The organism is Microbacterium sp. I2 (assembly GCF_051364985.1).
Taxonomy (GTDB): Bacteria; Actinomycetota; Actinomycetes; order Actinomycetales; family Microbacteriaceae; genus Microbacterium.
Genome location: NZ_JBLWIH010000016.1, coordinates 1 through 4,813, shown reverse-complemented (window position 1 = coordinate 4,813; position 4,813 = coordinate 1). Strand labels below are relative to the sequence as shown.

5 protein-coding genes are annotated in these 4,813 nt (G+C 70.3%); all 5 read left to right on the top strand.

Annotation, left to right across the window (positions count from 1 at the left end):
- Nucleotides 1-150: 150 nt before the first annotated feature.
- Complete coding sequence (locus ACLKM7_RS13055; RefSeq protein ID WP_436447594.1) at nt 151-1,635, top strand: primosomal protein; 1,485 nt, start codon at nt 151-153, stop codon at nt 1,633-1,635.
- Nucleotides 1,635-2,672, top strand: coding sequence for an HAD-IIA family hydrolase (locus ACLKM7_RS13050; protein ID WP_436447593.1), 1,038 nt, complete (start codon nt 1,635-1,637; stop codon nt 2,670-2,672). Before ACLKM7_RS13055 ends, ACLKM7_RS13050 begins: the two co-directional genes overlap by 1 nt.
- 40 nt (nt 2,673-2,712) lie before the next feature.
- Entirely contained in the window at nt 2,713-2,868 is a 156-nt protein-coding gene (locus ACLKM7_RS13045) for a hypothetical protein (protein WP_436447592.1), read from the top strand.
- Entirely contained in the window at nt 2,865-3,659 is a 795-nt protein-coding gene (locus tag ACLKM7_RS13040) for a TlyA family RNA methyltransferase (protein ID WP_436447591.1), read from the top strand. The genes ACLKM7_RS13045 and ACLKM7_RS13040 overlap by 4 nt, the downstream gene beginning before the upstream one ends.
- A 76-nt stretch (nt 3,660-3,735) precedes the next feature.
- Complete coding sequence (locus ACLKM7_RS13035) at nt 3,736-4,701, top strand: NAD kinase (RefSeq protein WP_436447590.1); 966 nt, start codon at nt 3,736-3,738, stop codon at nt 4,699-4,701.
- The last annotated feature ends 112 nt before the right edge of the window (nt 4,702-4,813 follow it).

The window sequence follows — 4,813 nt, the reverse complement described above, 5'->3', positions numbered from 1 at the left end:
CCCAGCGCCGATGGTACTGCAGGGGAGACCCTGTGGGAGAGTAGGACACCGCCGGACACCCATTACACGGAATGGCCACCCAACGCAGGGTGGCCATTCCGCGTTAACACACCGATTGCCCGTGACGGCGCCATCGGAGAGGATCGAGGAATGTCAGAGCAGGAGCCGCGAGACGGCGCAGCAGAGCGTGCCCCGCGCGAGCGTGGGCGCGATGCGACGCCGAATCGCGGAAGCCGTTCTTCCTCGGGCAGCGCCGGCGACCGCAAGCCCTACGCGGAACGAGCCGACGGTAAGAAGCCGTACGCGAAGCGCGATGGCGACAGGCCGTATGCGCAGCGTGACGGTGATCGCAAGCCGTACGTGAAGCGCGATGGTGACAAGCCCTACGCGAAGCGTGACGGTGAGCGTAAGCCTTACGTCAAGCGTGACGGTGACAAGCCGTATGCGAAGCGTGACGGTGAGCGTAAGCCGTTCGTGAAGCGCGAGGGCGACAAGCCCTACGGCAAGCGTGACGGCGAGAAGCGCCCGTATGCGAAGCGCGACGGCGACAAGCCATATGCGAAGCGCGACGGCGACAAGCCATATGCGAAGCGTGACGGTGACAGGCCGTACGCGAAGCGTGACGGTGAGCGTAAGCCTTACGCGAAGCGCGAGGGCGACAAGCCCTACGGCTCCCGCCCGACGCGGGGTGGCGCAGATCGCCCCGACCGGGCGGTGCGCGACGGCGAGATCCGTTCCGTGCGCCCAAGTCACGACGATCCGATCATCCCCGACGAGGTGACCGCGAAGGACCTCCATCCGAGCGCGCGCAACGAGCTGAAGACGCTGAGCAAGGAGAACGCCGACCAGGTCGCCCGCCACCTCGCGATGGCAGCGCAGCTCATCGACGAAGACCCCGAGCTCGCCCACCAGCATGCGCTGTCGGCGTCCCGTCGTGCAGGGCGCATCGCCGTCGTGCGAGAGACGCTCGCCATCACCGCGTACGCGACGGGCGACTATGGTCTGGCACTGCGGGAGTTGCGCACCTACCGCCGCATCTCCGGCAAGGACGACCAGATCGCGCTTCTCGTGGACAGCGAGCGGGGTGTGGGCCGCCCCGACCGTGCACTCGAGACCGGTCGCGCCGTCGATCGGGCGTCGCTGCCGACCTCCGTGCGCGTCGAGCTCGCCATCGCGATGTCGGGCGCGCGCCTCGACCTCGGCGAGCCCGACCGTGCACTGGGGGAGCTGGACATCCCCGAGCTCGACCCCGACCGCGCCTTCGAGTGGAGCCCCGCGCTCTTCTCGGCGCGTGCCGCGGTGCTCGAGGAGCTCGGCCGTGCCGAGGAGGCAGATCGCTGGCGCAGTCGCGCTCTGATCGCCGCCGAAGCGCTTGACGCGGCGGCGGGCGTGGACGACCTCGAGACGATCTTCGTCGAGGAGGTCGAGGAGGAATCCGACGGCGAGTCCGAGACCGAGGCCTCCGACGGCGAGTCCGAGACCGAGGCCTCCGACGGCGAGTCCGAGACTGAGGCCTCCGACGGCGAGTCCGAGACTGAGGCCTCCGACGAAGATGCTGCGCACGACGTGTCACCTGAGGAGCACGAAGCCTCACCCGACGAGCGCGGGGAGTCGCCGGACGAGGCACGTCCCTGATGCCGCTGTTCGGACGTCGGCCCTCGACGGCCGCACCGCTGGAGGGTGTCGACGTGGTCCTGGCGGATCTGGACGGGGTCGTCTACGCCGGAGCGGGCGCACTGCCGCATGCGGTCGAGAGCCTGAACCGGGCACGCGAGGGCCGGGCGCTCGCCTACATCACGAACAACGCCTCGCGCACCGACGCGTCTGTTGCCGCGCACCTCTCGGAGCTCGGGTTGCGCACGGCTGCCCGGGACGTCGTGACGAGTCCGCAGGCGGCGATGCGGCTCCTGACCACGCGGATCCCCGCCGGCTCGACGGTCCTCGTCGTCGGGGGCGACGGCCTCGTCGTCGAGGTGGAGAAGGCCGGTTTCGCCGTGACCCGCAGCGCCGACGACGCGCCCGCCGCCGTCGTCCAGGGCTTCGCACCCGAGGTGGGCTGGGCGCAACTGGCTGAGGCCGCGTTCGCCCTCAAGGTGCCCGAAGAGGACGGCGGCATCCCCTGGATCGCAACCAACACGGACTGGACGATCCCGCAGTCCCGCGGGATCGCACCGGGCAACGGCACCCTCGTCTCGGCGGTGCACACGGCGGTGGGGCGTCTTGCGACCGTCGCGGGCAAGCCCGAGGTTCCGATCTTCGAAGAGGCAGTCTCGCGGTTCGACGCCCGGCATCCGCTCTTCCTCGGTGATCGACTCGACACCGACATCCTCGGCGCGAACCGGGCAGGTATCGCGTCCGCTCTCGTCCTGACGGGCATCGACCGGCCCAAGCATGTGCTCGCCGCGCCCGAAGGCTCGCGGCCGACCTACATCCTCGGCGATCTGCGTGAGTTGCACGAGCCCTACCCGCACGTGGCCGTCACGGACGGTGTCGCCACCGTCCGCGGTGCGACCGTCGCGATCGACGGCCCCGATGTGCGGATCGTCAGTGAGGGAGACCGGCCGATCGATCTGGTCCGCGCCGGCGCCGCTGCCATCTGGTCCACCGGGCGCGCCATCTTCGGGTTCCGGGTTCCCGAGCGGCTCTACGCCGATCCGTTCCACCGGCCCTGATCGCACCGGTGCCGGCGCGACTCGCCCGTATCCTGGGGGCATGGATGCGACGCGCGACGCCGACGACACCGGGGATCTGCTCTCGACCCTCGAGGTGATCGAGGCTCAGCCTCTCGCAACGCGTGCCGAAGCGTACGAGAGCCTCCACGACACCCTCGCCCGCCGCTTGGAGTCGAACCCCGGCTCCCCGTCATGACGCAGCGTCTCGACGCGGCGCTGGCCGCTCGGGGACTCGCTCGGTCTCGAACGCGCGCGGCAGGCCTCATTGCGGAGGGGCGCGTGAGCGTGGACGGCAAGCCCGTCGTGAAAGCATCTACTCCCGTGCCCGACGACAGCGTGATCGAGGTGAGCGGCTCCGACCATTACGTCAGCAGAGCCGCGCACAAGCTCATCGCCGGTCTGGACGCCTTCGGCATCGACGTGCGCGGTCGCGTCGCCCTCGACATGGGCGCCTCCACCGGCGGCTTCACCCAGGTGCTGCGGGAACGGGGCGCCGAGCCCGTGATCGCGGTCGATGTCGGCCACGACCAGCTCGCGGCATCCGTCTCGGCCGATCCGGGCGTCGTCTCGATCGAAGGCTTCAACGTCCGCTACATGACGCCGGCCTCGCTCATCGAAGCCAGCGGCGTCGATGCCGCGCCGTCGCTCATCACCGGGGATCTGTCGTTCATCTCGCTCGCGCACGTGCTGCCGGCCGCGCGCGCAGTCGCGGCGCCGGATGCCGACCTGGTGCTCCTGATCAAGCCGCAGTTCGAGGTGGGGCGCACCGCGGTCAAGGGCGGTCTCGTCACCAATCCGACGCTGCGGGCGGATGCCGTCTCGACGGTGCTCTGGACGGCGTGGGATCACGGCCTCGGCACGTGCGGACTGATCGCCTCGCCGCTGGCGGGCACGCACGGCAACCGCGAGTACGTGGCGCATCTCGCGCTCGGGCGGGGGAGCATTCCCGAGCAGTGGCGCGACGAGGTCGACCGCCTCACCGACTGATCCAGTGTCGGACGCCCCGCCCGTCGGAGCGATCCGACAGAATGGGGAGGACCGTGAACCGACTGGCGGGGAGCCGATGAACAACGCCGACGACGAGCGCAGCATCCTGGTGGTCGCGCATGCGCACCGGGACGACACGGTCATCGCCGCGGAGCGCGTGGTCTCGGCGCTGCGTGCGTCCGGCGCGCGCCCCGTGATCGCCCCCGACGACCGCGATGCCCTCGTGGCGGTGCGCCCGTCGTTCGCCGATGTCGCGGTCCTGGGCCGCGACATCGCGGTGACCGAGATCGAGCTGGCGATCGTGCTCGGCGGCGACGGCACCATCCTGCGCGCCGCCGAACTCGTGCGCGACGGCACGGCTCCGGTCCTGGGCATCAACATGGGGCACGTCGGCTTCCTTGCCGAGATCGAGCGCGATGACATGGACGATGCCGTCCGCCGAGTCATCGAGCGCGACTACGGCGTCGAGGAAAGGCTCGCGCTGCAGGTGCGCGTGAAGGACACCGTCGACTCGGTCATCTACGAGACGTGGGCGCTGAACGAGGCGACCGTCGAGAAGGCCAGCCGCGAGCGCATGCTCGAAGTCGTGATCGAGGTCGACGGACGCCCGCTCTCGACCTTCGGCTGCGACGGTGTGGTCATCTCGACCCCGACCGGGTCGACCGCGTACAACTTCTCGGCCGGCGGCCCGGTCATCTGGCCGACGGTTCAGGCGATCTCGGTGGTGCCGCTGTCGGCGCACGCGCTGTTCGCCAAGCCGCTCGTGGTCGGCCCCGAGCACGCGGTCGCGATCGAGGTCCTCGAGCACACCAACGGCACCGGCATCCTGTGGTGCGACGGTCGCCGCTCGCACGACCTGCCGCCTGGCGCGCGCGTGGTGGTACGTCGCTCCGACCGTCCGGTGCGCCTGGCGCGACTGCATCCCGCGCAGTTCACGGACCGGCTCGTGCGAAAGTTCCGTCTTCCCGTCGAGGGCTGGCGCGGGCCGGCGGCGATCACCGGGACGCTGCCGACACAGGCGAGCGCGGAGCTCTCCCTGTGATCGAAGAGATGCGCCTGCGGGATCTGGGTGTGATCGCCGAGGCGACCCTGCCGATCGGCCCCGGCTTCACCGCCATCACGGGCGAGACGGGCGCCGGAAAGACGATGGTCGT

Bases quoted from the DNA above. Each gene is read 5' to 3' on its own strand.
- ACLKM7_RS13040 (WP_436447591.1), top strand. From the start codon at position 2,865: ATGACGCAGCGTCTCGACGCGGCGCTGGCCGCTCGGGGACTCGCTCGG.
- ACLKM7_RS13035 (WP_436447590.1), top strand. From the start codon at position 3,736: ATGAACAACGCCGACGACGAGCGCAGCATCCTGGTGGTCGCGCATGCG.
- ACLKM7_RS13045 (WP_436447592.1), top strand. From the start codon at position 2,713: ATGGATGCGACGCGCGACGCCGACGACACCGGGGATCTGCTCTCGACC.
- ACLKM7_RS13050 (WP_436447593.1), top strand. From the start codon at position 1,635: ATGCCGCTGTTCGGACGTCGGCCCTCGACGGCCGCACCGCTGGAGGGT.
- ACLKM7_RS13055 (WP_436447594.1), top strand. From the start codon at position 151: ATGTCAGAGCAGGAGCCGCGAGACGGCGCAGCAGAGCGTGCCCCGCGC.